Genomic DNA, 24,625 nt, shown 5'->3' on the forward strand with positions numbered 1-24,625 from the left:
GGGGTCACCTTGTGGGGCTCAGGGCTTGGGGGAGGGCGGCAACACCGGGTAGGTGTGGTTCAGGCCCTGCAGGTACTTGACCAGGTCCAGCGCCTGGGGCGTGGGCACCACCACCTGGCCCACGTTGGGCCCGTAGGCGGGCGGCAGGGCCAGCGGCTGCTCGCCTTCGCTTTCGGCGTCTTTGGCGTCCTTGACCGTGAAGAGGTAGGGGTAGGACGGCATGATGGAGCCGGGCACGTAGGCGCGCGGCTGGTACAGGTGGCCCAGGTGCCAGTCCTTGCTGGGCTGGCGCACCCCGATGTTGAAGAGGTCGGGCCCGGTGCGCATGCTGCCCAGCAGGTGGGGCTTGTCGTAGAAATAGTCGGCCGGCACCGAGGCCCGGCCCCAGCCGCGTTCCGCGTCGGGGCCGAAATTGCGGTCGCGCGGCTGCTGGCTGTGGCAGTACACGCAGCCGTTGGCGATGTAGACCTCGCGCCCGCGCAACTGGGCGCTGGTGTAGCCCTTGAGCTGCGGCGGCGGCTTGATGTCGCGTACCTGCATATAGGGCATGACCACCAGGGCGGCTGTGGCAACGCCCAGCGCCACCATGGCGCCCGATGCCAGCTTGACTTCATTTTCCATGTGCGGCCCCCAGTTCCGTGCTTCGCGTGTCGTTGGGCCAGAACAGCGCGGCGCCCGCGCGGCCCGGGCCGAAGCGCAGTGCCATGGCCAGGAAGTGGCCGACGAACACCAGGTGGCTGAGCACCATCAGGCTGCCTCCCACGGATCGCCATTTGAGGTAGGGCAGCGTCACTTCAACCGAAGCCATGAAGGGCTGCGCGGCGTCCAGCATGGCCACGCCCTGGAGCCAGCCGCCAATCGTGAGCCCGACGAAATAGATGGTCGCCCCGACGGCCGCCAGCCAGAAATGCAGGGTGATCAGCTTTGGGTAGGGCCACTCCCAGTTCAGCACGCGGGGCATCATGAAATAGATGGCGCCGAACAGCACCATGGTGACGAAGGCATAGGCGCCCAGGTGCGCATGGGCCACCGTGAAATGGGTGAAATGGGTGATCTGGTTGACGCTGCGCAGCGCCTCCAGCGAGCCCTGCAGCGAGGACGCCAGGTACATCAGCCCGCCGAACATCATGAAGCGCAGCGTGGGCGAATAAAGCGCCAGGTGCATGCGCCCCCGTAGGGTGGCGCCCATGTTGATGCTGAAGGCGATCACGGGAATCACCATCATGATGCTTTGCACGATGGACAGCGTGACCAGCCAGCCCGGCACCGGGCCGCCTATGAGATGGTGGCCGCCGACCTGTCCGTAAAAAAAAGCCAGCGTCCAGAAGCCGAGCAGCGAGAGGTTGTAGGAGCGTATCGGCCGGCCTATGACCTTGGGCAGGAAGTAATAGATGGCGCCCACGCTGACAGGCGTGAACCACAGGCCCAGCACGTTGTGGCCGTACCACCAGTTGGTGGTGGCCTGCTGCACGCCCGTGTGCACGCCGGGCATCTTGCCGACCAGGAAGAGCAGGGCGATCCACAGCAGCGCCGCCGCCATGTACCAGACACTCACATAGAGGTGCGAAACCTTGCGGTTGACCAGCGTGAACAGCACCGGCAGGATGACCAGCGCAAAGCCGGCGAACATGAAGATCGCGATCTGCCACGGAATCTCCAGGTATTCCATGCCGTCGTTCCAGCCGGTGGCGATGGCGCCTATGCCGCCGGCGATGCCCATGTTGATCAGCGCGCCGCCCAGCATGACCCAGATGGCGCCGTACAGCCGCGTGCGCAGCAGGCGCGGCAGCAGCCAGACCACCATGCCCAGCGCGGCGTTGGTGATCCAGCCGTAGAGCACGCCGGTCAGGTGTACCGTGCGTATGCGGCCGAAGGTCAGCCAGGCATAGTCGGTCAGCCAGTCGGGCTCATGCAGCTTGATGGACGAGACCAGGCCGGCCGCCGAGCCCACCACCAGCCACAAGCAGGCAAAGGTGATGAACATGAACACCGGAAACGCGGTGGATCGGTCGGAGCTGATGCGGTCCAGCAGCTCGGCGGCATCGGCCGCGTGCGTCTGGATGCCGCCTTCCTTCACCGCCTTCTGCATGGACGCCTGCGCGGTGTCTTGCAGGGCCGGGTCGTCCACCTGGCCGACTTCGCCGCGCGCGAAGATCACCGAAGCGGCCGTCGGGTTTTCTACCAGCAGCCCCTTGCGCAGGGACCAGATGAAAACGAACAGGCCGATGATGGACAGCAGGAAGGCGCCCAGCAGGCTGATGACGGCGCTGTCCATCATGCGGCTCCTTCAGGCGGCGCCGGGCACCGCCCGCTCTTGGGGGTTGCAACAGTCATGAATCACTCCTCCGGTATTGAAGGGAAGTTCCCGCTGGCGCGAAGCTTCCTCTGGCCTTCTGGGTCGCCGCGAGCGGTGGACGCCTGCAGTGGAGCGTTCATCCTACGCCTTTGGCCTCTCGCGGGCCAGCCCACGAGCCTGGAATGCGTGCCTTGCTATGAATTTTGTAGCTTTTAGCGTCTGCCGGCGCGGGAATGGAAGCCCGCCTGGTATTTTTGTACGATTTAAGTTTGACATCATCAAGCCATGCTAGCCTCGCGCGCATGTTGAACCGCATCCCCTCCTTCCTGCGCCATGTCGGCCCGGGCGTTGTCACCGGCGCCGCCGATGACGACCCTTCCGGCATCGCCACCTACACGCAGGCAGGGGCGCAGTTCGGCACCGGGCTGCTCTGGACGGTGTTTCTGTCCTTGCCCTTCATGATCGCCATCCAGTTGGTCAGCGCCCGTATCGGGCGCGTGACCGGCAAGGGCGTGGCGGCCAACCTACGCGAGCACACGCCGCGCGCCTTTTTGATGAGCATGGTGTTTCTGCTGGTGGTGGCCAACACCATCAACATCGCGGCCGACATCGCCGCCATGGGCGAGGCCCTGCAGCTGGCCGTGGGCGGCGGCAATCATTTCCATGCGGTGGCCTTCGGCATCATCACCGTGCTGCTGCAGGTCTTTGTGCCCTACCGCAAGCTGGCGCCCATCCTCAAGTGGCTGACCCTGTTCCTGTTTGCCTACGTGATCGCCGTGTTCCTGGTGCAGGTGCAATGGGCCCAGGTGCTGCACGACCTGGTTGTTCCCAAGCTGCAGTGGACCTCGGGCTACTGGATGATGATCGTCGCGCTGCTGGGCACCACGATCTCGCCCTACCTGTTTTTCTGGCAGGCCTCGCAGGAAGTGGAAGAGCTGCGCTTGAAGGGCGGCGTGCTGGGCGCCGAAAAGAAAATCCGCCGCGACCTGCGCCGCGTCAAGCGCGACACCTACATCGGCATGTTTTTCTCCAACACCATTGCCTTCTTCATCATGGTGCTGGGCGGCGCGGTCCTGTATGCGGCCGGCATCCACGATGTGACCTCGGCCGCGCAGGCGGCGCAGGCGCTGCGGCCGCTGGCCGGCGACTTTGCCTTCGCGCTGTTCGCCGGCGGCATCATCGCCACCGGCCTGCTGGCCGTGCCGGTGCTGGCTTCGTCGGCCGCCTACGCAGTGGCCGAAGCCTTCGGCTGGCCCGAGGGCCTGGAGCGCCACTGGTACGAGGCCAAGCGCTTTTACGCCATCATCGTCATCGCCACCGTGGTCGGCACCGGCATGGACTTCACCAGCATTGACCCGATGAAGGCGCTCTATTGGAGCGCGGTGATCAACGGCGTGGTGGCCGTGCCCATCATGGCCGGCCTGATGCTGCTGGCCGGCCGCAAGTCGGTGATGGGCAATTTCACCTCGGGTTTCAAGACCACCTGGTTCGGCTGGGGTGGGGTGGTGGTGATGGGGTTTGCGGTGCTGATGATGTTGCTGGACTTGTTTCGCTCGCTCATATAGGGCGCGGCCCGTGCAGGAACATCACTCGAACTGAGCTTTCAGCGCGTCGGCCGCCGACTTGAGGATTTCCCGCGAGAGCTTTTCGTCGTTCACCGCGCGCGCCATGGAGACCGCACCCACCAGCGTGGACAGGGCTGCGATGGCCTTCATGCGTTTGGACTTCTGCTTTTCACCGGCGATAAGCTTGGTCAGCAGCGCCAGATAGCTGCCGACCTGTTGCGTATAGGCGCTGCGCGCCCGCTCATTGCTGCGGGCCACGTCGCCCGCCAGGGTGGTGACGGCGCAACTGGTGGCCAGGCTGTCGCGGTGCGCGGCGCTCAGGTAGCCGTCGACCAGCAGGGCCAGAACGGCCGCCGGCGGCTGTTGAAGGTTCTCCACGGCCTGGACGGCGCGGCCGCCGTCCAGCAATGCGCGCTCCACCGCCTCGGCCACGAGTTCGTCGCGCGAGGCGAAGTGGCGGTAGAACCCGCCGTGCGTCAGGCCCGCCTCCTTCATGAGATCGGCGACTCCGATGCCGTCGATGCCTGACTCGCGAAAGCGCGCGGCGGCCGTGCGTACCACGCGGTCGCGGCTCTCGGCCTTGTTTGCCTTGGAATGGCCCATTCGGAAAAAACCTCACATCGGTGACTTGACAGTCTGGATTATGACCGTCATCATTCCTGATGTGGATGATGATCGTCATTCAGAATGACAAAGGCTTTCCTCCACGCCCTCCTGTACTCCCAACAACCAAACCCGGCATTACCATGAAAACCTTTCTTCGCCTCGCCTTCGCGACCATGACTTCCGCCGCCGCATTCGCCGCCCCGGCCCAAGCGCTGACTGAAGCGCAGGCCCGGGCCGCCATCGCGCCCTGGTATGCGATGTTCAACCAGCCTTTCCAGGGCGATGTGGGGGCGCAGCACGACAAAGTTGTGTTGCCGGACTACAAGACCTGCTGGGGCCCGGAAGATGTGCCCGGTGGCTGCTGGGGACGCGAACAGTCGATCAAGACCATCGCCAACTTTGCCAAAACCATCCCCGACATGAAGTTCGACATCAAGGAGGTGCTGGTGTCCGGAAACCGGGTGATCGTGCGCGGCGAAGTGAGCGGCACGCCCTTCGGCGACTTCTTTGGCGTACCCTACGGCGGCAAGAGCTTCAAGATCTCGGCCATCGACATCCAGACCGTTGAGGGCGGCAAAATCGCCCGGACCTGGCACATGGAGAACTGGCTGCTGGCCCTGGGCCAGTTGCGGGCCAAGTGATCCCGGACCCTAGGCGCCATCCCGGCGCATGACCCACAAGCGCTGCGGCCCTGCACCCTTGTCGCCCAGCTTGTCATAGGGATTGCGCAGCCGGCACTTGTCGATCGACAGGCAGCCGCAGCCTATGCAGTCGTCCAGCGTGTCGCGGAGTTTCTTGAGCTGCGCCATGCGTTCGTCGAGGTCGGCGCGCCAGGCGGCCGACAGGCGTTCCCAGTCGGCGCGGCTGGGCGCGGCTTTCGCGGGCAGGGTCGCCAGGGCGGCTTCGATGTCGGCCAGTGCGATGCCTACGCGCTGCGCGACGCGCACAAAAGCCACGCGCCGCAGCATCTCGCGCGCGTAGCGGCGCTGGTTGCCCTCGGTGCGGGTGCTGCTGATCAAGCCCTTGGTTTCATAGAAATGCAGCGTAGAAACCGCCACGCCGCTGCGGCGCGCCATGTCGCCGACCGAAAGTGTGGGGAAGATGCCGGCCTGTTCCAGTTCCGTGCCCATGGGAATCCTTTTGAAAATAGTGCTTGACCTCAACTTTACTTGAGGTTCCAGACTCGGGGTTTCGCAAGCCAATCCGGCCTACCATTTCAAAGGAGTTGTCTCATGCCCAATGAATCTTCAGCCCCCACTTCCACTTCCACTTCCACTTCCACTTCCACTTCCACTCCGACTTCCGTATTTCGCATCGACAAGTTCGTGGTGCCCTCGCAGTCGATCTCCGCGTTTGTCGAGAGAATCCACCACGTCCAGCGCATGCTGGGCGAGCTGCCGGGCTGCCTGCAGAAGCACGTGCTGACCCAGACCGGCGACAGCAGCGAGTTCGATGTGGTGACGGTGGTCGAATGGGCCAATGCCGATGCGGTGGCCGCCGCCCAGGTTGTCATGCAACAGCAGCTCGCCAACGAGGGCTTTGACATCCAGGCCTTCAGGAAGAAGCTGGGCGTGCGCGGGGATTCGGGGATGTACCGCGAGGCTTGATTTTCCGTCTCTCTCGGAGCAGGCGCTCAAACGCCGCTTCAGTTGCGGGGACGCAGGCTACCGCTGTGCTTAACCACGCCTGAGCGAAGCGCTGACCCGCCTGTCGCCCCGTGAAGTGTTGGCAACGACGCGCGATGAATCCAGGCACAGTCATCTTTTCGAGAAAGGAACAAATGCGTGCGCAGTCGTTGGTACGGCTCCTTGAGGGACGTAGGAGCTGGTTGCACTGATGCGTATGCCTGAGCTACCGCCTTCCTGGGCCCATCGAAACTCACAGCCTTCGTGGCCTTGGCGCAACCAGGCCTCCTTGTTTTTTGGAATGCGCACCGTAGAGTCGCTCCCGTTCTTGCTGCTGCTTTCGGGTACCAGAGAGAAGGTCGTATCCGGCTTTAGGGCGCCGGGAGACGTGATGCCCATAAACCCACGGGCAGCCGGATCGAATTTCACAACTGCTTCGCCTGTGTCGGACAGCGAGGTGCTACGAACCCAGCAGAGGGAGGGAGAGCCTTGCGCCTCCGCGCCTGAAATAGTGAATCTCAGAACGAATATCAATAAAGCGGATCGCCACATGCGTTGCTCCCTTGCACGGCCTGATGTTGATCTGTCCAGGGGCATGAGCTTACGTCAATAATTTTGGCGAATCACCATAGCCGACGGCCCTCAGCACATTCTCCGCCGTAGCCGGCGCATCCATCACCACAAGTTGATCCCCTGGCTTTGCAGCCCCACCGCATCCCGTAACGCCTCATATACGCTGATCGCCAGCATCAGCGGCGGCTCGCCCACGGCCTTGCTGCCGAAACGCTGCCGCAGCTGCGTGGTAGCTCGTGCCAGCAGGCCCACGTCCACCCTACGGCGGTGAAGGTGGTGCCCAGCGCAATGCAGTACTGGGGCTGGCCTGGCATGTCGACAACACGTCGCAGACGCTCAAGGGCTTTCTGGACATGACGCCGGACCTTGCCGTCCCCTGACGCAAAACAAAGCGACCCGAGGGTCGCTTTGTTTCGCAGGCCCACGGCTTACCAGGGCAGGGCGTCACCCATATGGAAGAAGCCGCCGCTGGGGCCTTCCGCCGGCAAGGTGGCCAGGCGCACGCTGGTCTTGGCGCCGTCTTCCACATTCATGGGTGCTGAAGGGCCGCCCATTTCCGTGTGCACCCAACCGGGGTGGGCCGAGTTGACTTTCACGCTGCTGTCCTTGAGCTCATAGGCCAGCTGCACGGTATACGAGTTCAGCGCCGTCTTCGAGGTGTCGTAGGCCGTCGACTTCATTTCATAGATCGGCGACGCCGGGTCGGAATGCAGGGTCAGCGAACCCAGGATGCTGGCCAGGTTGACGATACGGCCGGCCGGCGCTTTTTTCAGCAGCGGCAGCAGCGCCTGCGTCAGCGCCACCGGGGCGAAGAAGTTCGTCTCCATGGTGTCGCGCAGCACTTTCTCGGGCAGGGTCGACGCGGTGTAAGGATGGCTCACGCCGGGTTCGCCTTCCAGGAAAACGCCCGCGTTGTTCACCAGGATGTCCAGCCGGCCGGCCCGTGCCTGGAAAAAGTCCGCAGCCCTGGCGCGGTCGGCCGGCTTGGTCGCGTCAAACACGATGGACTCGGCCATCACGCCATCGGCCTTCAATTTGGCCACGGCATCCATGCCCGCCTGTTCGCTGCGCACGCCGATCACCGGCAGGATGCCGAGTTTGCCAAGTTGCCGGGCGGTTTCAAAGCCCAGGCCGCGGTTGCCGCCGGTGATAAAGGCGATTTGGGTATTCAAAGGTGTGCTCATGCCGTTCTCTATGCTTTCAAGGATGGTTGGGTAGGTCCACTCGGCACCGGCACGCCTTCAAAAGAAAGAAGCACGGCCGGCTTGCCGTGCATGGCAACTGGGGCCGGGCCGCGGCTTCATAAGGGCACGGTTTTTGAATTCACTGTTGCGGGTGGGCCAACAATGGCGATGTATCCCTCTGGAAGAGGGAGCAAGAAATCCCGGCTAGGGGAGGGTTAGCGCCCGCAGTACGTGCTCAGGCGTGGCCGGCGCTTCCAGCACCACAGTCCGTTCCGGGCGCGCCGAAGCAATCGCATCCCGCAAGGCCTCATACACGCTGATCGCCAGCATCAGCGGCGGCTCGCCCACGGCCTTGCTGCCGAAGACGTTGTCTTCGCGATTCGGTTCGGGCCATAGGGCTATCTTGAAGTGTTCAGGCACGTCGCCGGTCGCCGGGATCTTGTAGGTGCTGGGCGCGTGCGTGCTCAAGAGGCCCTTGTCATTCCACACCAGTTGCTCGGTCGTGAGCCAGCCCATGCCTTGCACAAAGCCGCCTTCGATCTGGCCTATGTCTATGGCCGGGTTGATGCTGGTGCCCACGTCATGCAGGATGTCGACCTTGAGTACGCGGCTTTCGCCGGTCAGCGTGTCGATGGCRACTTCGGTGCAGGCGGCGCCGTAGGCGAAGTAATAAAACGGCCGGCCGGTCAGCGTGGCTTTGTCGTAATGGATTTTGGGCGTGCGGTAAAAGCCGTCGCTCCACAGCTGGATGCGGTTGGCATAAGCCAGCTTCACGACTTCGGTGAAAGGCCGCGCGCCTGCCGGCGTGATGACCTCGCCGCCTTCAAACTGCACGGCGCCCGCGCCGCAGCGGTCCAGGCCGGCCACGAACTGCGCGAGGTTGTCGCGTACGTTGCGGGCCGCGTACTGCGCGGCGCGCGCATTGAGGTCGGTGCCGGCCGAGGCGGCCGTGGCCGAAGCATTCGGGACCTTGCTGGTGTCGCTGGCGGTGGCCAGCACCTGGGCCAGCGGCACGCCGAGTTCGTCSGCCACGATYTGCGCGACCTTGGTGTTCAGGCCCTGGCCCATCTCGGTGCCGCCGTGGTTCACCTGCACGCTGCCGTCGGTGTAGACATGCACCAGCGCGCCGGCCTGGTTGAACAGCGTGGCGGTAAACGAAATGCCGAACTTGACGGGCGTGATCGCGATGCCGCGCTGGATGACGGGGCTGGTTTTGTTCCAGGCGGCGATGGATGCACGCCGCTGACGGTATTGGGATGACTGTTCCAGCTTGGCCAGCAGCGGTTCGAGGATGTTGTCCTCGACCTTCATCTGGTAGTGCGTCAGGTCGCGCTCGCCGATGCCGTAGAGGTTGCGCCTGCGCACGTCCAGCGGGTCCAGGCCCAGGGTGCGCGCGATGTCGCCCATGATGGCCTCGATCACGATCATGCCTTGTGGCCCGCCGAAACCGCGGAAAGCGGTATTGCTCTGGGTGTTGGTCTTGCAGCGGTAGGACGCAATCTCCACGTCCTCAAGGAAATAGGCGTTGTCGGCGTGGAAGACCGCGCGGTCGGCCACCGGGCCCGAGAGGTCTGCGCTAAAGCCGCAGTTGACTGCCATGGTCAGCTTGAGGCCGGTGAGGCGCCCCGTGCCGTCAAAACCCACGTCGTATTCGTAGGCGAAAGGATGCCGCTTGCCGGTGACCAGAAAGTCGTCGTCGCGGTCCATCCGCAGCTTGACGGGGCAATGCAGCTTGTGCGCGGCAATCGCGGCCCAGACGGCCATCTGGCCCGACTGTGTCTCCTTGCCGCCAAAGCCGCCGCCCATGCGCCGGCATTCGACGCGCACCGCATGGTTGGCGATGCCCAGCGCGTGGGAGACCCAGTGCTGGATCTCACCCGGGTGCTGGGTGCTGGAATAGACCAGCCACTGTTGTTGCTCTTGCGGCACGACGTAGGCGACCTGGCCTTCAAGGTAGAAATGCTCCTGGCCACCGACTTCCAGTGTGCCGTGCAGTGTGTGGGCCGCTTTCTTGAGTGCTGCTGTGGCATCGCCGCGTTTGACGAAGACCGGCGGCAGCACGTAGTTTTCGGCCTTGAGCGCGTCCTGCACCTTGAGCAGCGCGGGCAGGGGCTCGATATTGCACACCACCTTGCGTGCGGCGCGGCGTGCCTGCATTACGGTGTCCGCCACCACCACGCCGATGACCTGGCCTATGTGCTGCACCGTGTCCTGCGCGAACACCGGCTCGTCATGCGAAAAATTGCCTAGCACCGGGTCGCCCGGGATGTCGCGCGCGAGGATCACGTCGCGCACGCCGGGCATGGTCAGGGCGGCGGCGGTGTCAACGCCCAACAGCTTTCCATGCGCCACCGTGGACAGAATAGGCGCCGCATGCAGCGTACCCCGCAGTTCGGGAATGTCATCGACATAGGTCGCGGCGCCGGCCACCTGCGCGCGCGCGCTTTCATGCGGCGTGGAGCGGCCGGCCGCGCGCGTGGCGGCGGGCTGGCGGGCCAGCGAACGTTTTTCGGCCGGGTCGGCGGGCGGCATGCTGTCGGCCCTGGCATTGGCCGTGCGCAGTTCCGGGTCGGCCACGGCGTCGCGGCTGACGGGAATGTCCTTGGCGTTCATGCCGCCTCCTCCAGCCGGAAGGACGCCAAGTTGATCTGTTGCAGGCCCTGGCTTTCAAGCCAGTAGCGCTGCAGCAGGTTGCCCAGCACCTCGCTGCGGTAGGTGGCCGAGGCCCGCATGTCGGAAATCGGCGAGAACTCGGCGCGCAAGGTGGCCATGGCCTGGCGGACGGTGGCCTGGGTCCAGGGCTGGCCTGTCAGCGCTGCTTCAGTCTGGATGGCGCGCACCGGCGTGGCGGCCACGCCGCCCGCGCCTATCGAGGCGGTGATGACCTTGCCGTCTTCAATTTGCAGGTTGATGGCCAGGCAGACCGCGGAGATGTCGTCGTCATAGCGCTTGGAGATTTTGTAGACCCGTAGCCGTTCCGGCCCCTCACCCCAGCCCTCTCCCCAGAGGGGCGAGGGAGCCATACCGCTTTCCCTCTTTCGGCTGTTTGCTCCTTCCCCCGCTGGGGGAAGGTTGGGATGGGGGCCAACCGGCCTGGGCACCTTCACCCAAGCCAGCACCTCATCCGCCGCCATCACATTCGTGCGATAGCCGGTATAGAGCTTCTCCAGCGGCATCTCGCGGTGCCCGCGCACACTTATGAGCACCACATTCGCACCTAGCGCGATCAGCAGCGGCATGGAATCGCCAATCGGCGAGCCGTTGGCAACGTTGCCGCCCAGCGTGCCCGAGTTGCGCACCGGCAGGCCGGCAAAACGCGCCGCGAAGTTGTGCAGTTGCGGCCGGTCTTTCACCAGCGCGGCATAAGCATCGGCCAGGGTCACGGCCGCGCCTATGGCGATGTGATGCGGGTAGTGCTCCACGCGCCGCAGTTCTTCGACCTGGGTGACGTCCAGCACCTGGCCGAATTCCCTGTGCATCTTTGTGACCCACAGGCCCACGTCGGTGCAGCCGGCCACCAGTTGGGCTTCGGGCTGGTCGGCGCGGGCCCGCAGCAGGCCGGCCAGCGTGCGCGGAGCCAGGTACTCGGCTTCGGTGACTCCCGGCTCAGTGCGGACAGATTTGAGCTGGTGCAGCAGGGCGCTTTCATCGACCTTGACAGGCGGCAACGCCGCCATGGCCTGCGCGGCGTCCAGGATGGGCCGGTAGCCGGTGCAGCGGCAAAGGTTGCCTGAGAGTTCCTCTTGCGCCAGCTCACGCGTGATGGGCTGGCCCTGGCACACGTGGTTCTGGTACATGCCGAACAGGCTCATGACGAACCCGGGGGTGCAGAAGCCGCACTGGGAGCCATGCTTGTCGACCATGGCCTGTTGTGCGGGGTGCAAAGCGCCGTCTTGCGCCGCAATATCCTCAACTGTCCATAAGGCCATGCCGTCAATCGAATGCGCCAGCCGTATGCAGCTGTTGATGGCACGGTAGCGTACCTGCCCGCCGTCCGCCTCGCCCAGGACCACGGTGCAGGCGCCGCAGTCACCCTCGCCGCAGCCTTCCTTGGTGCCGGTGCAGGCCAGGTCCTCGCGCAGCAGCTCCAGCAGGGTGCGGCTGGGTGGTACATTGCTGACGGAAACAACCTCGCCCCGCCGGATGAAGCGGATAGGTCTGGAAAAAAGTGGGACAGCCATGCTTCAGGTTAAACACTCGCGCCGTGCCCGGCATATCAAAGCCCATATCAAGCGCATGGGTGAAAGGGTATGAAAGACCAGGCGCTTTTCGACAAGATAGACCTCCATCTCATCAGGGTCTTGAACACCGTGCTTACTGAACGCAGCGTATCACGCGCCGCCATCCGCCTGGGTATGTACCAGCCCGCCGTCAGCGCGGCGCTCAAGCGCCTGCGCGCGCTGGCCGGCGACCCCATCCTGGTGCGCTCGGGCGCGGGCATGGTGCCCACCGACGCGGGGCTGCGCATGATTGAGCCCTCGGCCAGCATCCTGCGCGCGGCCGGCATGCTGTTCAGCGATGCCCGGGGCTTTGACCCGGCCACGGCCGACACCACCTTTCGCCTGGCGGCCAGCGACTACCTCGACCCCCTGTTCCTGCCGCAGCTGGTCGCGCAGGTGAAGGCGCAGGCGCCGCGCTGCCGCATCGAGATCCAGCCGCTGTCGGCCGATTCCGATTACCGCGCGCAGCTGGCCCAGGGCCAGGCCGACATCGTGATCGGCAACTGGGCCGCGCCGCCCGACGACCTGCACATGGCGCGCCTGTTCGGCGACGAGGTGGTCTGCCTGGTGGCCAAGGATCACCCGGCGGTGCGCCGCGGCTGGGACAGCGCGAGCTGGCTGGAAGCCGAGCACATCGCGCCCTCGGCCCTGCACCCGGGCGCCAAGGGCGTGATCGACGAACACCTGGACACGCTGGGCCTGTCGCGCAACATCACGGTGCGCTGCCCGCATTTCGGCCTGATGCCGTCCATGGTGGCATCAAGCTTGCTGGTGATGACCACCGGCCGCCAGTATTGCGAACGTTTTGCCGGCATCCTGCCGGTCACAATACTGCCCAGCCCGATCGCCTTCCCCCGCATGATGTATTACCAGCTCTGGCATGAACGCACGCATGCCTCCAACGCCGCCAAATGGCTGCGCGACCGGGTCAAGTCGGTGGCGTCCATGCTGCGCAAGGAATAGCTGTCACCAGCCGGGCCGGCGATGCGAGCCATAAGACAATAGAAGACCAGAAGATAAAAGACGAAAAACGGGACACCACGAGACAATGACCGCAACACCGCCCCAGACCGACAGCCCTGCCGGGCCGCCCCCGCGCCTGCGGCTTGAGGGCATCAGCAAAAGTTATCCCGGCGTGGTGGCCAACAGCCATGTCTCGCTGGCCGTGCGGCCGGGCGAAATCCACGCCGTGCTCGGCGAGAACGGGGCGGGAAAGTCCACCCTGATGAAAATCATCTACGGCGCCGTCAGGCCCGACGCCGGCACCGTGGAAATGGACGGCCAGCCGGTGACGGTGCGCAACCCGCACGAGGCGCGCGCGCTGGGCATCAGCATGGTGTTCCAGCATTTCAGCCTGTTCGACACGCTCACGGTGGCTGAAAACGTCTGGCTGGGGCTGGATAAACACCTGAGCCTGGCGGAGGTCTCCAAACGCATCAGCGAGACCACACAAGCCTACGGCCTGCAGCTGGACCCGACGCGGCCGGTGCACACGCTCAGCGTGGGCGAACGCCAGCGCGTGGAGATCGTGCGCGCGCTGCTCACGCATCCCCGGCTGCTGATCCTGGACGAACCGACCTCGGTGCTGACGCCGCAGGCGGTCGAAAACCTGTTTGTCACCCTGCGCCAGCTGGCCGCGCAGGGCTGCAGCATTTTGTACATCAGCCACAAGCTGCATGAAATCCGCGCGCTGTGCACCGCCTGCACGGTGCTGCGCGGCGGAAAGGTGTCGGGCGAATGCGACCCGCGGCAGGAATCCAACGCCTCGCTGAGCCGCCTCATGATTGGCGCCGAGCCGCCCGCGCTGGAACACCGCGAGCTGCACGCCGGCGCCGTGGTGCTGGACGTCAGGCAACTCGATTTGCCCCGGGAAGAACAGTTCGGCGTCGACCTGCACCAGGTGGCCCTGCAGGTGCGCGCCGGCGAGGTGGTCGGCATTGCCGGTGTCTCGGGCAACGGCCAGAAGGAGTTGCTCTACGCGCTCTCGGGCGAAGACACCCGCGCCGCCGGCGATGCGATCGTGGTCAAGGGCCAGCCCGTGGGCAAGCTGGGGCCGGGCAGGCGGCGCGCGCTGGGGCTGCATTGTGTGCCTGAGGAGCGCCTGGGCCGCGGCGCCGTGCCCTCGCTCTCGCTGGCGCGCAACCTGCTGCTGACGCGCAAGGAGTCCGTCGCCGGCAACGGCTGGCTGAATGGCAGCGCACTGCAGGCGCAGGCCGAGCGCATCATCGCCGCCTACAAGGTCAAGTCGGGCGGGCCGCAGGCGGTGGCCAAGTCGCTGTCGGGCGGCAACCTGCAGAAATTCATCATGGGCCGCGAGATCGATGCGAAACCCGCGCTGCTCATCGTCTCGCAGCCGACCTGGGGCGTGGACGTGGGCGCGGCCACACAGRTACGCGGCGAACTGCTCAAGCTGCGCGACGCCGGCTGCGCCGTGCTGGTGGTCAGCGAGGAGCTGGAAGAACTGTTCGACATCTGCGACCGGCTCTATGTGATGGCCAAGGGCCAGCTCTCGCCCTCGCTGCCGCGCGCCGAGGCCACGGTGGAACGCGTGGGCCAGTGGATGAGCGGCCTGTGGATGCAGACGGAGGCCTCGCATGCCGCAGCTTGAAGTCCGCCCCCAGCCGTCCTCCTTCTGGAGCTACGCCTCGCCCCTGCTGGCCTTGCTGATCACGGTGCTGATAGGTGTGGCGCTATTTGTGGCGCTGGGTAAGGACCCGGTCAAGGGCCTGCAGGTATTTTTCTGGGAGCCCATCAAGTCGCCGTATGCCATCGGCGAGCTGCTGGTCAAGGCCACGCCGCTGCTCATCATCGCGCTGGGGCTGGCCGTGTGCTTTCGCTCCAATGTCTGGAACATAGGCGCCGAAGGCCAGTTCGTCATGGGTGCGGTTGCGGCCGGCGGCATCGCGCTGCTGGCGGAGAAAACCACCGGCCCCTGGATCATTCCCGCGGTGCTGCTGGCCGGCATCCTGGGCGGCATGGCCTGGGCCGGCGTGACGGCCTTGCTGCGCGACCGCTTCAACGCCAATGAAATCCTGGTCAGCCTGATGCTGGTCTACGTGGCCGACATGGTGCTCAACTTCCTGGTCTTCGGCCCCTGGAAAGACCCGAACGGCTACAACTTCCCGCAGACCAAGACCTTCGAGGCTGTGACGCAGATCCCGCGGCTTATGCAGGGTTCGCGCGTGAACATCGGCATCATCCTCGCGCTGCTGGGCGTGGCCGGGCTGTGGCTGTTTTTGTTCCGCACCTATGCGGGCTTCCGGCATGAGGTCAGCGGCCTGGCGCCGGCCGCCGCGCGTTACGCCGGCTTCTCGTCGCGCCGCGCGCTGTGGCTGGCGCTGCTCACATCCGGCGGTGCGGCGGGCCTGGCCGGTGCGCTGGAAGTCGCCGGCCCCATAGGCCAGCTCACGCCCTATGTGCCGGCGGGTTATGGTTTTGCCGCCATCATCGTGGCCTTTGTCGGGCGGCTGCACCCGGTGGGCGTGGTGTTCTCGGCCCTCCTGATGAGCATGTTCTACATTGGCGGCGAACTCGCGCAGTCGCGCCTGGGCCTGCCCAAGTCCATCACCGGCGTGTTCCAGGGCCTGTTGCTGTTCAGCCTGCTGGCCTGCGACACCCTGATCGCCTACCGCCTGAAACTGGCCAAACCCATCACCATGCCGGTGGCCACGCCGCCGTCTGCCGAAGTCCTGAAAGGAGGCGCGTGATGGATTCGACCGCGCTGCTGATCGCCGCGACGCTGAGCGCCGGCACCGTGCTGGCCATCGCGGCCCTGGGCCTGCTGATCAATGAAAAAGCCGGCATCGTCAACCTGGGCGCCGAGGGCATGATGCTGTGCGCCGCGATCGCCGGCTTTGCCACGGTGGTGCACACCGGCAACAGCTGGCTGGGCTTTGCGGCCGGCATGGCGGCCGGGGCTTTCCTTGCGGCGATCTTCGGCGTGCTGGTGATCTGGCTCAACACCAACCAGTACGCGACCGGCCTGGCGCTGAGCCTGTTCGGTGCGGGCTTTTCGGCCTTTGCCGGCATCAAGTACGTGCAGGAAAAACTGCCCGAGCAGGCGCACTACCCGATTCCCTTCCTGGCCGACGTCCCGTTGCTGGGCCCGGCGCTGTTCCGCCAGCACCCCATGGTCTATATCGCGATGGCGCTGACGGCCGGGCTCGTCTGGTTTTTGTACCGCACGCGCGCCGGCCTGGTGCTGCGCTCGGTCGGTGAAAGCCCTGAATCGGCGCATGCGCTGGGCTACCCGGTGCGGCGCATACGGCTGGCGGCCGTGGTGGCCGGCGGCGCGCTGTGCGGCCTGGCCGGCGCCTATGTGTCGGTGGCTTACACGCCGCTGTGGGTCGAGGGCATGATCGCCGGCAAGGGCTGGATCGCGCTGGCGCTCACCACCTTCGCCACCTGGCGCCCGGCACGGGTGTTGCTTGGTGCCTACCTGTTCGGCGGCGTGACCATGCTGCAGTTCCACCTGCAAAGCCTGGGCGTGAACGTGCCCACGCAGTTTTTGAGCATGCTGCCCTACCTGGCCACCATCGTGGTGCTGGTGCTGATCTCGCGTAACCCGCTGTGGATTCGCGTCAACATGCCCAGTTCCATCGGCAAGCCGTTTTACCCCGGCGCATGAGATCCTGTTCTGAGTTTCCGCCGCATAATTGCTTTTTTTTCGACGCGCCTTTTTAGCTTTTGACTTTCTTCACCTTCCTTCCACGAAAGCGAGATGACATGACTGACCTGCAAAAACGTTCCCTGCTCAAGCTGGCGGCCCTGTCCGCGGTGGCTGCGGCGGCCCTGGCGGGCTGCGGCAAAAAGGAAGAGGCCGCCCCGGCAGCTTCCGCCACCGCACCAGCCGCTTCGGCACCCGCCGCCAAGGCCGAACCCCTGAAGATCGCCTTTGCCTATGTCGGCCCGGTGGGTGACGGCGGCTGGACCTATGCGCACGACAACGGCCGCAAGGCGGTGCAGCAGGCCTACGGCGACAAGGTCATCACGAGTTTTGTTGAAAAAGTGCCCGAGTCGGCCGACGCCGAACGCGTGATCCGCGACATGGCGGCCCAGGGCAACAAGCTGATTTTCGGCACCACCTTCGGCTACATGGAACCCATGCTCAAGGTCGCAGGCGACACCAAGGACGTGAAGTTCGAGCACGCCACCGGCTACAAGCAGGCCGACAACATGCGCACCTATGACAGCCGCACCTACGAAGGCGCCTACATGGCCGGCGTGATCGCCGGCAAGATGAGCAAGACCGGCACATTGGGCGTGGTCGGCTCGGTGCCGATTCCAGAGGTGGTGCGCAACATCAACAGCTTCACACTGGGCGCGCAGTCGGTCAACCCCAAGRTCAAGACCAAGGTGGTGTGGGTSAACGARTGGTTCAACCCGCCCAAGGAAACCGAAGCCGCCACCGCCCTGATCAACGGCGGCGCCGACGTGCTGTTCCAGAACACCGACTCCTCCGCCGTGCTGCAGACCGCCGAAAAAATGGGCAAGCGCGCCTTCGGCTGGGACTCCGACATGACCGCCTACGGCCCCAAGGCCCACCTGGCCTCGGCCGTGATCAACTGGGGCCCGTACTACGTCAAGGCCGTGGGTGAGGCGCTGGAAGGCAAATGGAAAGGCAACACCGCCTCCTGGTGGGGCGTCAAGGAAGGCGCGATCGACATCGTGTCCATCGCCGCCGACGTGCCCGACGACACCAAGAAGCGCGTCGAAGAAGTGAAGGCCGGCCTGAAGGACGGCAGCTTTTCGATCTGGAAGGGCCCGATCACCGACAACACCGGCAAGGAACTGCTGGCCAAGGACGTGGTGGCCGACGACAAATTCCTGGGCGGCCTGAAGACCTACGTCAAGGGTGTTGAAGGCAAGGTTCCAGGCAACTGATGAAGTGCCTTTCCCCGGGAGCGCGGAGTATTTCTCCCTCTCCCTCTGGGAGAGGGCAGGGGCTGAGCGCTGCGGCTCTGGATGCGCCTGCGCGCATCCGGACAGCGCGAAGAAGCCCAGGCTCTGCCTGGGCTGCGGTCTGCAAGACAGGGCTGGCGGCGATTGCAATGCCGACGTTGCATGCTTTGGACGCCGCCCCCATCCCAACCTTCCCCCAGCGGGGGAAGGGGTCATACGCTGCCTTCGGGCAGCTTTTTTGTTTAGGGAGCTGACATGACTTTTTCCGTCAAACCCGTAGCAGCGGGAAGCATGCCCGCGCTGCTCATGGCGGCTTTGCTCTGCCTTGCCGGTTGTGCGACCCAGACCCGGAATGAGCCTTTGAAAGCAGAAGCTCCCGTTGAGCCCTTCAAACTGGCCTTTGCTTATGTCGATTCGGGGGAGGGGGCCTGGACTTCCGCCCACGAAAACGGCCGCAAGGCGGTGCAGCAGGCCTATGGCGGCAAGGTGGCGATCACCGTTGCGCAGAAGGTGCCTGAATCTTCCGATGCGGAGCCTGTCATCCGGAATCTTGCACGACAGGGCAACAAGCTCATCTTCGGCACGACGTTCGGCTATATGGAACCCATGCTCAAGGTCGCCAACGATAGCCGGGACGTGAAGTTTGAACACGCTACCGGCTACAAGACAACGGGGAATATGCGTGTCTATGACAGCCGGGTTTACGAAGCCTCTTATATGGCGGGCGTTGTGGCGGGCAGCATGAGCAAATCGGGGGTGCTTGGCGTGGTGGGGTCCATCCCCATCCCGGACACCGTACGAAATATCAACAGCTTCACGCTGGGTGCGCAGTCGTCCAACCCCGCCATCGTCGTCAGGGTCTCCTGGGTCAATGTCTGGTTCGATCCCATCCAGGAAGCCTCCGCGGCATCCGCATTGATCCGGGGTGGCGCGGACATTCTTTTCCAGACGACCGATTCTTTCGCCGTGATGCAAACGGCGGAAAAAATGGATAAGCGCGCGGTCGGTTGGCTGGTGGACATGAAGGCGTTCGGCCATAAGGCTCACCTGGCTTCCGCCGTGGTGAACTGGGGTCCGTATTACGTGAAGGCTGTAGGGCAAGCCATGAACGGAACCTGGACTGGCAAGGGGGGATACTGGAACGGTACAAAAGAGGGTGCTGTGGATCTGGTTTCCATCGCCGCTGACGTGCCCGCCGATACCCAAAAACGCGTCGACCAGGTCAAGGCCGGTCTCAAAGACGGCAGTTTTTCGATCTGGAAAGGCCCTATCACCGACAACACCGGCAAAACCTTGCTGGCCAGGGACGTGGTGGCGAGCGACCCATTTATCGGCGGCTTGATGGTTTATGTCAAAGGCGTCGAGGGTAGGCTTCCCGGCCGCTGATGTCCTGTTCCCTTTCCTTCTGCCCGCATATTTTGGTTGCCGTCAGATAGCGTTTTGTTTTTGGAGCTAACAATGACTTTTTCCGTCAAACCCGTCGCAGCGGACCGCCTGCCCGAACTGCTCGGGCGCATGCCCAAGGCCGAGCTGCACATGCACATCGAGGGTTCGCTGGAGCCCGAATTGATCTTCGCGCTGGCCAGCCGCAATGGCGTGCAGATTCCGTACGCCAGCGTCGAAGAACTGCGCAACGCCTACGCTTTCACCAACCTGCAGAGCTTTCTCGATATCTACTACGCCGGCGCCAGCGTGCTGATCACGGAGCAGGACTTTTACGACATGGCGCAGGCCTACCTGCGCAGGGCCGCCGCCGACAACGTGGTGCACACCGAGATGTTTTTCGACCCGCAGACGCACACGGCGCGCGGCGTGAGCATGGAAACCGTCATCACCGGCCTGCACCGCGCCTGCGTGGATGCGCAGGCCGAGCTGGGCGTCAGCGCCTCGCTGATCCTGTGTTTCCTGCGCCACCTGAGCGAGGAGGACGCGTTTGAGACGCTGGAGCAGGCCTTGCCTTTTCGCGACAAGTTCATCGGCATAGGCCTGGATTCGGGCGAGGTCGGCAACCCGCCCGAAAAGTTCGCGCGCGTGTTCGCGCGCTGCCGTGAGCTGGGCTTTCACCTGGTGGCCCATGCCGGTGAAGAAGGCCCGCCCGAATACGTCTGGACGGCGCTGGACGTGCTGAAGGTCGAGCGCGTGGACCACGGCGTGCGTTCCAGCCGCGACCCGCTGCTGATGCAGCGCCTGGCCCAGGACCGCATCGCGCTGACGGTGTGCCCGCTGTCCAACCTCAAGCTCTGCGTGTTTCCCGACCTGGCCAGCCACAACCTGCGCGAATTGCTGGACGCCGGCCTGGCGGCCACCGTCAACTCGGACGACCCGGCCTACTTCGGCGGCTACATGAACGAGAATTTCACGCAGACTTTCGCGGCCACCGGCATGGATGCCCGCCACGCCTACATGCTGGCGCGCAACAGCTTCGAGGCCAGCTTTATCGACGCCCCGGCCAAGGCGCGTTATGTGGACCGCCTCAACGAGAGCTTCGAGCGCTTCAGCTGAACACGCGGGGTTATTTCCGTCGGCGCCTGCCTCGGCGGCGACCCAAACGTATGATCCGGGTAGAACCCTGAAGCAAGCAAGGACCCCCGGGCATGGCCTCCACATCGCAGCCGCATCAAGAGTCTTCCCCCGCACCGCACGGCGCCTGGCCCATCGCCCTCGCCGGGCTGGTGGCATTGGCCGTCGCCATGGGCATAGGCCGCTTTGCCTTCACGCCGCTCTTGCCCATGATGCTCAGCGACGGCGTGGTCGACCTGCCCACGGCCAGCTGGCTGGCCAGCGCCAACTACTTCGGCTACATGCTGGGCGCGATTCTCTGCACATTGCAGCCCTGGCTGTGGGCGCGCTTCAAGGGGCTGCCCTCGCTGGCCTACTCCTCGCTGGTCCGCGCCGGGCTGGTCGCGACCGGCGTGCTCACGCTGAGCATGGGCTGGCACTTCCCCGCCGCGTGGCCGCTGCTGCGTTTCGCGGCAGGCGTGACCAGCGCGGTGGTGTTTGTGTTTACTTCGGGCTGGTGCCTGTCGCAGCTGGCCAAACGCGGCGTGCCCGCGATGGGCGGCATCATCTACGTCGGCCCGGGCGCCGGCATTGTGGTCAGCGGCCTGTTCGCCACCGGCATGGTGGCCTGGCACTGGACAGCCGCCACGGGATGGATGCTGTTCGGCGTGCTGTCGTTTGTGCTGGCGGCCCTGGTGTGGCACATCCTGCGCGGCGGCGACGAGCGCCTGGTCGCGCTGGTGCCGCGCGCGGCCGCCTTGCCCGGTGCGGCGCCCCAGCACCACGGCCATGCCGAGATGACGCTGCTGACGCTGGCCTACGGCCTGGCCGGTTTCGGCTACATCATCACCGCCACCTTTTTGCCGGTGATCGCGCGCGCGGCCCTGCCGGGCTCGGCCTGGCTGGACATGTTCTGGCCCATCTTCGGCCTGGGCGTGATGCTGGGCGCGCTGCTGGCCACGCGGATGCCGCCGGGCAAAGATTTCCGCCTGCTGCTGGCGGGCTGCTACTTCCTGCAGGCCCTGGGCATTGCGGCCAGCCTCTGGAGCCCCAGCCTCGCGGGCTTTGCATTGGGCAGCCTGATGCTGGGCATGCCCTTCACCGCCATCACCTTTTTTGCGATGCAGGAAGTGCGCCGCCTCAAGTCCGCCACGGCCGCGAGTTTCATGGGCTTGCTGACCGCCACCTACGGCGTGGGGCAAATCCTCGGCCCGCCGCTGGTCGCGGTGTTGCTCAAGCGCACGCCCAACGCGGGCGCGGGTTTCACGCTGTCGCTGGAGATAGCCGCCGCTTCGCTGCTGGTGGGCGCCGTGATGTACCTGTGGATGGCCAGGGCCTACCCGGTGCTGCCGGCGCTGCCGGCCGGCCATGCCGCCGTCGGCAAATAAAGAAGGCGTTTTCTTATCAGCCCGGGCCGGGCTGCTGCACCAGCGCCATGGCGAACTTGCCGCCGCCCACCGACCAGTCCGAGTAGTCGTTCTCGTGCATGAAGATAAAAACGTCGTCGGGCGCGACACCGGCATTGGCCTTCAGGTTGCGCGCGATGGCCGCGTAAAGCGCGCGTTTCATCGCGTCGCTGCGTCCGCGCCGCAGGGTGATCTCGACGACCACCGGTTTGTCCGAGCGCGCCATGCCGTTGAAGGTCCGGTTAAAGAAAAACTGCCGCGCATCGTAGTCGCTCACCAGGTTGAACAGCTCGTCTTCCGGCATGCCAATGCTCTCAACCAGGGCCTGGTGGATGCCGTCGACGATGCCTTGCCGGTGTTCGGTACTGGTGCTTTGGTGGACGCTGGTGCGGATAAAAGGCATGTGATTTTTCCTCAATTTAAGTAAACGGCTGGTGCGAATTCTCCCAAGTGGTTGTGATCTGGACAAACGATTTGTTGGCACGCTGTATGTGCCATAAACTCACATCATGACGCGCCGCCTCCCACCCCTGAATGCCTTGCGTGCCTTCGAAGCCGCCGCCCGCCTGGGCCGCATGACGGCCGCCGCCGAGGAGCTCTCGGTCACACCCGGCGCCATCAGCCGGCAGGTGCGGCAGCTCGAACAGGCGCTGGGCGTGCCACTGTTCGAAGGCGCCAAAAACAAGCCGCAGCTGACGGCCGCCGGCGCCTCGCTGCGGCCGGCGCTTTCCGCCGCGCTGGACCAGATGGAAGCCGCCGTGCGCGAGGTACGCAGCGGCGAGGCCGGAACGCTGGACGTGTCCTGCTTCAGCACCTTCACCGTCAAATGGCTGATTCCGCGCCTGTACGGTTTCAACGCGCTGCATCCGGAGACCGAGATCCGCCTCAGCGCGGCCGAACAGGCGGCGGACCTGGACCGCGGCCGCTACGACCTCGCCATCACGGTCGCCGAACGCGGCGCCCAAGCCTCGGCCACCTTGCTGCCGCTGTTTGTCGAGCGCCTGGGGCCTGTCATGGCGCCCGCCCTGTCGGCCAGGGCGGATGTGCGCCAGCCCCAGGACCTGGCCGGCCTGCCGTTGCTGCACACCCGCACGCGGCCCGACGCGTGGCAGACCTGGTGCGAAGCACGCGGCGCCACCTTTCCCGGGCAGGGCGGCCCGGCCTTCGAGCACTATTACTTCACGCTGGAGGCCGCGGTGGGCGGTCTGGGCGTTTGTATCGCACCCTGGCACCTGGTGATGGACGACCTGCGGGCCGGCCGCCTGGTGGCGCCGCTGGGCTTTGAGGAAAGTGCCTACCAATATGTGGCCCTGCGCCGGGCCGGACCGCATGCGCGGCTGGACAGCTTTTGCGGCTGGCTGCAAAAGCAGGCGCGCGAGATGCCTGTGCCTTGAGGCCGAAATCGGCCCGCAAATTCCCTGAAAACCCTTCATCAGCCCTGAACCGTTAAAATCAGACACTTCGGCGTGCTGTCCCGGCGCGCCCGCATCCGCTTATCTCCGGGGCCATGTAGAGGACTACCATGTATAAAAACCTCGCGACCCCCGGTCTTTCGGCTTGTGTGGGCGCCTGTTTTATTTCTCCCGCTCAACTTCCTGTTTCGCACCAGCTGCTGTCTGCAATGGCCCGTGGCCGCGTGAAAGCCGCGCCATGAGCTACCAGGTCAAGGAAATTTTCTACACGCTGCAGGGCGAGGGCGCCAATGCCGGGCGGCCCGCGGTGTTTTGCCGCTTTGCCGGCTGCAACCTCTGGTCCGGCCGCGAGCAGGACCGCGCGACGGCCGTCTGCCAGTTCTGCGACACCGACTTTGTGGGGACCGACGGCACGCTGGGCGGCAAGTTTCGGGATGCCGACGCGCTGGCCGAGCGCATTGCCGCGCAGTGGCCGGCCGGCGACAGCGCGCACCGTTTTGTGGTGATGACCGGCGGCGAGCCGCTGTTGCAGGTCGATGCGGAACTGATCGCGGCTCTGCATGCGCGCGGCTTCCAGATCGCGGTTGAAACCAACGGCACGATTGCCGCGCCTGAGGGCATTGACTGGATTTGCGTGAGCCCCAAGGCCGGCGCGCCCTGGGTGCAGCGCGCGGGCCAGGAGCTCAAGGTGGTGTGGCCGCAGCCAAGCTTTGACCTGGCCGAGCTCGAGGCCGCCGACTTCACGCATCGCTACCTGCAGCCCATGGACAACCCGCAGCGCCAGCAGAACACCGAAACGTGCATACAGCTGTGCATGGCGCGCCCGGCCTGGCGGCTCAGCCTGCAGACCCACAAGATCACGGGCATCCGATGAAAAAGCTGCCCACGCCAGAACCCATGCGCTGCGAGATCAGCCAGACTTTTTACTTTGACGCGGCCCACACGCTCAAGCGCGCCATTGAGGCCGACAGCAGCAAACGTGTGCACGGCCACACCTACAACGCCGAGGTGTTTGTCGCCGGCGAGCCCGACGCGGCCACCGGCATGGTGATGGACCTGGGCCTGGTGCGGCGTGAAATCGCCGTGCTGCGCGAGGAGCTGGACCATCATCTGCTCGACGACGTGAAAGACCTGGGCCCGCCCACACTTGAGAACCTCTGCCAGTTCATCTTCCGCAAGCTTGATGCGCGTTTGCCGGGCTTGACTTCGGTGCGCGTCTGGCGCGCTTCGCTGGGCGACGGCTGCCGAGTGAGCCGCTGAACTCTTGTTCCCTCTCCCCCTGGGAGAGGGTTAGGGTGAGGGCCATCGGCGTCCGATACACCTTATCGCGTTTTACAT

23 protein-coding genes are annotated in these 24,625 nt (G+C 65.0%); 15 read left to right on the top strand and 8 right to left on the bottom strand.

Annotated elements, in window-relative coordinates; genetic code table 11:
* Nucleotides 1-18 precede the first annotated feature (18 nt).
* Nucleotides 19-621: a cbb3-type cytochrome c oxidase subunit II gene (locus tag AC1D1Y_RS05005; protein WP_477681383.1), complete on the bottom strand. Its 603-nt coding sequence runs from the start codon at nt 619-621 to the stop codon at nt 19-21.
* The gene (locus AC1D1Y_RS05010; protein ID WP_477681384.1) at nt 611-2,275 is read right to left on the bottom strand and encodes a cbb3-type cytochrome c oxidase subunit I; all 1,665 of its coding nucleotides are present in this window, start codon (nt 2,273-2,275) and stop codon (nt 611-613) included. Before AC1D1Y_RS05010 ends, AC1D1Y_RS05005 begins: the two co-directional genes overlap by 11 nt.
* A 323-nt stretch (nt 2,276-2,598) precedes the next feature.
* Between AC1D1Y_RS05010 and AC1D1Y_RS05015 the strand changes: the two genes are divergently transcribed.
* Nucleotides 2,599-3,861: an Nramp family divalent metal transporter gene (locus AC1D1Y_RS05015; protein ID WP_477681385.1), complete on the top strand. Its 1,263-nt coding sequence runs from the start codon at nt 2,599-2,601 to the stop codon at nt 3,859-3,861.
* Between the two features lie 21 nt (nt 3,862-3,882).
* Here AC1D1Y_RS05015 and AC1D1Y_RS05020 read toward each other — a convergent pair whose 3' ends face one another.
* Nucleotides 3,883-4,464 (bottom strand): TetR/AcrR family transcriptional regulator, encoded by a 582-nt coding sequence (locus tag AC1D1Y_RS05020; protein WP_477681386.1) that lies wholly within the window; start codon nt 4,462-4,464, stop codon nt 3,883-3,885.
* A 143-nt stretch (nt 4,465-4,607) separates the two neighbouring features.
* Between AC1D1Y_RS05020 and AC1D1Y_RS05025 the strand changes: the two genes are divergently transcribed.
* Nucleotides 4,608-5,108 (top strand): ester cyclase, encoded by a 501-nt coding sequence (locus tag AC1D1Y_RS05025; protein ID WP_477681387.1) that lies wholly within the window; start codon nt 4,608-4,610, stop codon nt 5,106-5,108.
* A 9-nt stretch (nt 5,109-5,117) separates the two neighbouring features.
* On the opposite strand, the gene soxR is transcribed toward AC1D1Y_RS05025, so the two are convergent.
* Entirely contained in the window at nt 5,118-5,597 is a 480-nt protein-coding gene (soxR, locus tag AC1D1Y_RS05030) for a redox-sensitive transcriptional activator SoxR (protein ID WP_477677817.1), read from the bottom strand.
* Nucleotides 5,598-5,699: 102 nt separating this feature from the next.
* On the opposite strand from soxR, the gene AC1D1Y_RS05035 reads away from it, so the two are divergent.
* Complete coding sequence (locus tag AC1D1Y_RS05035; protein ID WP_477681388.1) at nt 5,700-6,074, top strand: antibiotic biosynthesis monooxygenase; 375 nt, start codon at nt 5,700-5,702, stop codon at nt 6,072-6,074.
* An 827-nt stretch (nt 6,075-6,901) separates the two neighbouring features.
* Nucleotides 6,902-7,045, top strand: a complete 144-nt coding sequence (locus tag AC1D1Y_RS05040) for a hypothetical protein (protein ID WP_477681389.1) — start codon at nt 6,902-6,904, stop codon at nt 7,043-7,045.
* 48 nt (nt 7,046-7,093) lie between these two features.
* On the opposite strand, the gene AC1D1Y_RS05045 is transcribed toward AC1D1Y_RS05040, so the two are convergent.
* The 3 genes from AC1D1Y_RS05045 to AC1D1Y_RS05055 all read right to left on the bottom strand — a co-directional run bounded on the left by AC1D1Y_RS05045 (nt 7,094) and on the right by AC1D1Y_RS05055 (nt 12,030).
* Nucleotides 7,094-7,849 carry an SDR family oxidoreductase gene (locus AC1D1Y_RS05045; RefSeq protein ID WP_477681390.1) on the bottom strand — a complete coding sequence of 252 codons (756 nt, stop codon included), beginning with the start codon at nt 7,847-7,849 and terminating at the stop codon, nt 7,094-7,096.
* Between the two features lie 204 nt (nt 7,850-8,053).
* A complete protein-coding gene (xdhB, locus tag AC1D1Y_RS05050; protein ID WP_477681506.1) occupies nt 8,054-10,381 on the bottom strand; it encodes a xanthine dehydrogenase molybdopterin binding subunit in 2,328 nt (775 codons plus the stop codon).
* 77 nt (nt 10,382-10,458) lie between these two features.
* Nucleotides 10,459-12,030: a xanthine dehydrogenase small subunit gene (locus AC1D1Y_RS05055; protein ID WP_477681391.1), complete on the bottom strand. Its 1,572-nt coding sequence runs from the start codon at nt 12,028-12,030 to the stop codon at nt 10,459-10,461.
* 69 nt (nt 12,031-12,099) lie between these two features.
* Between AC1D1Y_RS05055 and AC1D1Y_RS05060 the strand changes: the two genes are divergently transcribed.
* From AC1D1Y_RS05060 to AC1D1Y_RS05095, 8 genes are all read left to right on the top strand, one after another.
* Entirely contained in the window at nt 12,100-13,032 is a 933-nt protein-coding gene (locus tag AC1D1Y_RS05060; RefSeq protein WP_477681392.1) for a LysR family transcriptional regulator, read from the top strand.
* An 85-nt stretch (nt 13,033-13,117) separates the two neighbouring features.
* Nucleotides 13,118-14,677 (top strand): ABC transporter ATP-binding protein, encoded by a 1,560-nt coding sequence (locus AC1D1Y_RS05065; protein WP_477681393.1) that lies wholly within the window; start codon nt 13,118-13,120, stop codon nt 14,675-14,677.
* Nucleotides 14,664-15,776 (top strand): ABC transporter permease, encoded by a 1,113-nt coding sequence (locus AC1D1Y_RS05070; protein ID WP_477681394.1) that lies wholly within the window; start codon nt 14,664-14,666, stop codon nt 15,774-15,776. The genes AC1D1Y_RS05065 and AC1D1Y_RS05070 overlap by 14 nt, the downstream gene beginning before the upstream one ends.
* Nucleotides 15,776-16,696, top strand: a complete 921-nt coding sequence (locus AC1D1Y_RS05075) for an ABC transporter permease (protein ID WP_477681395.1) — start codon at nt 15,776-15,778, stop codon at nt 16,694-16,696. Before AC1D1Y_RS05070 ends, AC1D1Y_RS05075 begins: the two co-directional genes overlap by 1 nt.
* Before the next feature lie 98 nt (nt 16,697-16,794).
* A complete protein-coding gene (locus AC1D1Y_RS05080; protein ID WP_477681396.1) occupies nt 16,795-17,952 on the top strand; it encodes a BMP family ABC transporter substrate-binding protein in 1,158 nt (385 codons plus the stop codon).
* Between the two features lie 273 nt (nt 17,953-18,225).
* Nucleotides 18,226-19,356 carry a BMP family ABC transporter substrate-binding protein gene (locus tag AC1D1Y_RS05085; protein WP_477681397.1) on the top strand — a complete coding sequence of 377 codons (1,131 nt, stop codon included), beginning with the start codon at nt 18,226-18,228 and terminating at the stop codon, nt 19,354-19,356.
* 72 nt (nt 19,357-19,428) lie between these two features.
* Complete coding sequence (locus AC1D1Y_RS05090) at nt 19,429-20,472, top strand: adenosine deaminase (RefSeq protein WP_477681398.1); 1,044 nt, start codon at nt 19,429-19,431, stop codon at nt 20,470-20,472.
* Nucleotides 20,473-20,564: 92 nt separating this feature from the next.
* On the top strand, nt 20,565-21,857 hold the full coding sequence (locus AC1D1Y_RS05095) for a YbfB/YjiJ family MFS transporter (RefSeq protein WP_477681399.1): 1,293 nt from the start codon (nt 20,565-20,567) through the stop codon (nt 21,855-21,857).
* Between the two features lie 16 nt (nt 21,858-21,873).
* On the opposite strand, the gene AC1D1Y_RS05100 is transcribed toward AC1D1Y_RS05095, so the two are convergent.
* A complete protein-coding gene (locus AC1D1Y_RS05100) occupies nt 21,874-22,278 on the bottom strand; it encodes a tautomerase family protein (RefSeq protein WP_477681400.1) in 405 nt (134 codons plus the stop codon).
* Between the two features lie 106 nt (nt 22,279-22,384).
* On the opposite strand from AC1D1Y_RS05100, the gene AC1D1Y_RS05105 reads away from it, so the two are divergent.
* From AC1D1Y_RS05105 to AC1D1Y_RS05115, 3 genes are all read left to right on the top strand, one after another.
* Nucleotides 22,385-23,269 carry a LysR substrate-binding domain-containing protein gene (locus tag AC1D1Y_RS05105; protein ID WP_477681401.1) on the top strand — a complete coding sequence of 295 codons (885 nt, stop codon included), beginning with the start codon at nt 22,385-22,387 and terminating at the stop codon, nt 23,267-23,269.
* Between the two features lie 256 nt (nt 23,270-23,525).
* The gene (gene queE / locus AC1D1Y_RS05110; protein ID WP_477681402.1) at nt 23,526-24,161 is read left to right on the top strand and encodes a 7-carboxy-7-deazaguanine synthase; all 636 of its coding nucleotides are present in this window, start codon (nt 23,526-23,528) and stop codon (nt 24,159-24,161) included.
* Between the two features lie 23 nt (nt 24,162-24,184).
* Complete coding sequence (locus AC1D1Y_RS05115; RefSeq protein WP_477653673.1) at nt 24,185-24,547, top strand: 6-pyruvoyl trahydropterin synthase family protein; 363 nt, start codon at nt 24,185-24,187, stop codon at nt 24,545-24,547.
* The last annotated feature ends 78 nt before the right edge of the window (nt 24,548-24,625 follow it).

The organism is Polaromonas sp. P1_G1, from assembly GCF_056405595.1.